The sequence below is a fragment of the Tabrizicola sp. genome (genome assembly GCF_051645465.1).
Taxonomy (GTDB): Bacteria; Pseudomonadota; Alphaproteobacteria; order Rhodobacterales; family Rhodobacteraceae; genus Tabrizicola.
Genome location: NZ_JBOFBI010000006.1, coordinates 1 through 2,919 on the forward strand (window position 1 = coordinate 1; position 2,919 = coordinate 2,919).

Consider the following 2,919-nt stretch of genomic DNA (forward strand, 5'->3'; position numbering starts at 1 on the left):
ACCGACGTGTGGAAGAAGTGGCCAGCGCGCATGCTCCGCCACAAGGCGACGATCCAGGCTGCGCGCTATTCGTTCGGCTTCGCCGGCATCATGGAACCCGACGAAGCGGAGCGCATGCTTTCGGTCACCGTCGAGACCGACCACAAGCCGGCACTGCCCGACCCCAAGGTGGCCGCGTGGCTGGATCGTATCTCTGCCCACGTCGACCCGGCCGGCGTCGCCGCGCTCAAAGCCGAGATGATCGAAGCCTTCGGCGACCTGAACTCTGTGCCGGCCAGCGTCAAAATCGCGTTCAACGAGATGGAAGACGACGTAATGCCGCGGGACGACGCATGATCATCATCACCCGCGAGCAACGCACCCCTGAGTGGTACGCGGCCCGTCGCGGCCTGCCGACCGCAAGTGAGTTCGGCAGCATCATCACCCCGAAGAAAATGGAATACGCGGCAGCGGCCGACACGTACATCGATAACCTGATAGACGAGCTGATGCGCCCAGAGGCACACAGCGAGGAATCGTGGACCGGGAACCGCCATACACGCCGAGGCGAGCTGCTGGAGCCCGAGGCGGCCGGCACGTATGCATTCGACCGCGACGTGCGCCTTACCGCTGTGGGGCTCGTCCTGAGCGACTGCCGGCGCTTCGGTTGCTCCCCGGACGCCCTGATCGGCGAGGACGGCATGCTGGAGGCCAAGGCCCCGGACGGCCCGACAATCGTCCGCTGGATCAGAGAGCACCGGCGCACGGGCGACGTTCCGCTGGAGCACAAGGCCCAGGTCCACGGCTCCCTGATCGTCACCGGGCGGAAGTGGGTCGATTTCTTGGCGTATTGCAGGGGCTATGACCCGCTGGTGATCCGCGTCACCCCCGACAAGTTCACCGACCGGCTGCGAGAGCATCTGGACCGGTTCCACACCGAGTACGTTGCGGCGCTGGCCGCGTTCGGCCTCACCCACCCCGGCGAGTCTTTGGAGGCTGCTGCATGAACAACTGGTCCATCACCGGAAACGTCGGCAAGGATGCGGTCGTCCGTCAGGTCAACAGCACCAGTGCGACCTCGTGGTCGCTGGCCGTGAAGTCCGGATACGGCGACCGCGAGCAAACCCTGTGGGTCGACTGCACGATGTGGGGCGATCGAGGCGAGCGCATCGCAGACTATATCCGCAAGGGCGACCCTCTCGGCGTGACCGGAGAGCTTGGGATACGCGAGCACGACGGTAAGACCTACCTGACCCTCAAGGTCACCGAACTCACCCTGCTCGGCGGTAAGCGTGACCGCGAAGGCGGCGACCGCCCGCAGCGCAACACCGGCAGCACCGCCAAGCAGTACCGCGATGCGAAGGACGGCGGGAAGGCGCCGCCGGCCGATGACTTCGACGACTCGTCGATCCCGTTTTAATCATGCCGCCAAGCGGCCCGCACGCGCCGGCAGCGCGATCACCCATAGGAGTCACAATGACCAACGAAACCCGCTACGACATCGACGACATCGCCAAGGTCTGCCACGAGGCGAACCGCGCTTACTGCGCTGCACTGGGCGATCTTAGCCAGCCGGCATGGAGCGAAGCTCCGGACTGGCAGAAATCGTCCGCCCGCGCAGGCGTCGAGTTCCACATCGCTAACCCGGGTGCCGGGCCCGAAGCAAGCCACGAATCGTGGTATGCACAGAAGGTCGCTGACGGCTGGGTCTACGGCGAGACCAAAGACCCGGAAGCCAAGACGCATCCCTGCATGGTCGCGTTCGACCTGCTTCCGCGCGAGCAGCAGGCCAAGGACTTCATCTTCCGCAGCATCGTTCACGCAATGGCGCACGACTGACGGCCCTGGCCCCGCCGTTTCTGGGCGCCTCTTCCAACACCACCGGAGACCCACATGCCCACCAAGCCCCGCACCAAGAAGCCCGCTGCCAAGCCGCTGCGGAAGCCCCGCAAGACCCATGTCGCACCCACCACCGCCGAGGACATTGGCCTCAATGAACTACTTGATCGACTGGAGATCTGACCATGCAGAAGACAGACCCCAATGAGGCACCGATCGACGGCGGCGCGGTGGAAGTGACGTTCTCCGCCGCGGTCTATCCCGACGAGCATCAGGCCGGCGTGCTGTTCGGCTGGCAGAAGAAAACGCTGGTGCTTACGCTGGAACGACCCAAGGCGGCAAGCGAGCAGCAGGCGAGGTTGAATTGACCATGACCGATCTCATCTGGTACGAAGAGCTGGACGACGATGAACTGACCGAGTGGTCAGCGGCTTCCATCTATCACGACGACGGAAGCCATTTCATGTTCCGGATCAAGGAGCAGGCTATCGGCAGCGGCCCGTGCGTGACTTACCACGAAACCAGCGACGCCGAGTTGATGTTCCAAGCGCCGCGCACATGGGAATCGTTGCAGGTCGCAAAGGATACCTTGCAGGCCGAGCACGAGGCGATGATTACGGCCGAACGAGCGCCAGGCGGTGCGGCATGAAGCGGACATACATGAATCGCAAGGCCGTCCCGATGGATCTCGTCGAAACCATGCGTCCGGGCAAGAAGCACGACGATCCGCTGCATTCCTACACGGTCAAGGCCGGGAAATCGATCACGCTCAACACACGGCCGGGCATGCGACGACGGTGGCAAAAGGCTTGAGTTCTACGGACGCGGAATGCGCAGGCTGATGCGCAGCTAGATTGGCCGATGGAAACTCGGCAGAGCGGCATGGAGTGCGGCAACGAGGTTCGACCCCTTGACTCCATGCAAGCCGGGAAAAGTTCAGCACCGGCCCGCGTCCACCCCATAAGCCCAGGACGCAATGCCTGGGCTTTTCTTATGGTCCGAGATAGTAGCCCGCCGTCACGCGCCAGATGACGCCTGTCGTCGCGGGGCACACGATCGTCGTATTGGTCCCCTGCGCAGACACGGCGATCGGAAGAGAAA

The 2,919-nt window shown here is 63.8% G+C and carries 8 protein-coding genes; all 8 read left to right on the top strand.

What is annotated here, in order from left to right; genetic code table 11:
• On the top strand, positions 1 to 336 hold a 336-nt coding region (locus tag ACRCSW_RS00235), incomplete at its 5' end, for a hypothetical protein (RefSeq protein ID WP_438701989.1).
• On the top strand, positions 333 to 986 hold the full coding sequence (locus ACRCSW_RS00240) for a lambda exonuclease family protein (protein ID WP_438701990.1): 654 nt from the start codon (positions 333 to 335) through the stop codon (positions 984 to 986). The genes ACRCSW_RS00235 and ACRCSW_RS00240, both read left to right, overlap by 4 nt.
• The gene (locus tag ACRCSW_RS00245) at positions 983 to 1,399 is read left to right on the top strand and encodes a single-stranded DNA-binding protein (protein ID WP_438701991.1); all 417 of its coding nucleotides are present in this window, start codon (positions 983 to 985) and stop codon (positions 1,397 to 1,399) included. Before ACRCSW_RS00240 ends, ACRCSW_RS00245 begins: the two co-directional genes overlap by 4 nt.
• Before the next feature lie 56 nt (positions 1,400 to 1,455).
• Positions 1,456 to 1,818 (top strand): RyR domain-containing protein, encoded by a 363-nt coding sequence (locus tag ACRCSW_RS00250; protein WP_438701992.1) that lies wholly within the window; start codon positions 1,456 to 1,458, stop codon positions 1,816 to 1,818.
• 54 nt (positions 1,819 to 1,872) lie between these two features.
• Positions 1,873 to 2,001, top strand: coding sequence for a hypothetical protein (locus tag ACRCSW_RS00255; protein WP_438701993.1), 129 nt, complete (start codon positions 1,873 to 1,875; stop codon positions 1,999 to 2,001).
• A gap of 2 nt (positions 2,002 to 2,003) precedes the next feature.
• Positions 2,004 to 2,186, top strand: coding sequence for a hypothetical protein (locus ACRCSW_RS00260; protein WP_438701994.1), 183 nt, complete (start codon positions 2,004 to 2,006; stop codon positions 2,184 to 2,186).
• A 2-nt stretch (positions 2,187 to 2,188) separates the two neighbouring features.
• The gene (locus ACRCSW_RS00265; RefSeq protein ID WP_438701995.1) at positions 2,189 to 2,467 is read left to right on the top strand and encodes a hypothetical protein; all 279 of its coding nucleotides are present in this window, start codon (positions 2,189 to 2,191) and stop codon (positions 2,465 to 2,467) included.
• Positions 2,468 to 2,478: 11 nt separating this feature from the next.
• Positions 2,479 to 2,631 (top strand): hypothetical protein, encoded by a 153-nt coding sequence (locus ACRCSW_RS00270; protein ID WP_438701996.1) that lies wholly within the window; start codon positions 2,479 to 2,481, stop codon positions 2,629 to 2,631.
• Positions 2,632 to 2,919: the final 288 nt, after the last annotated feature.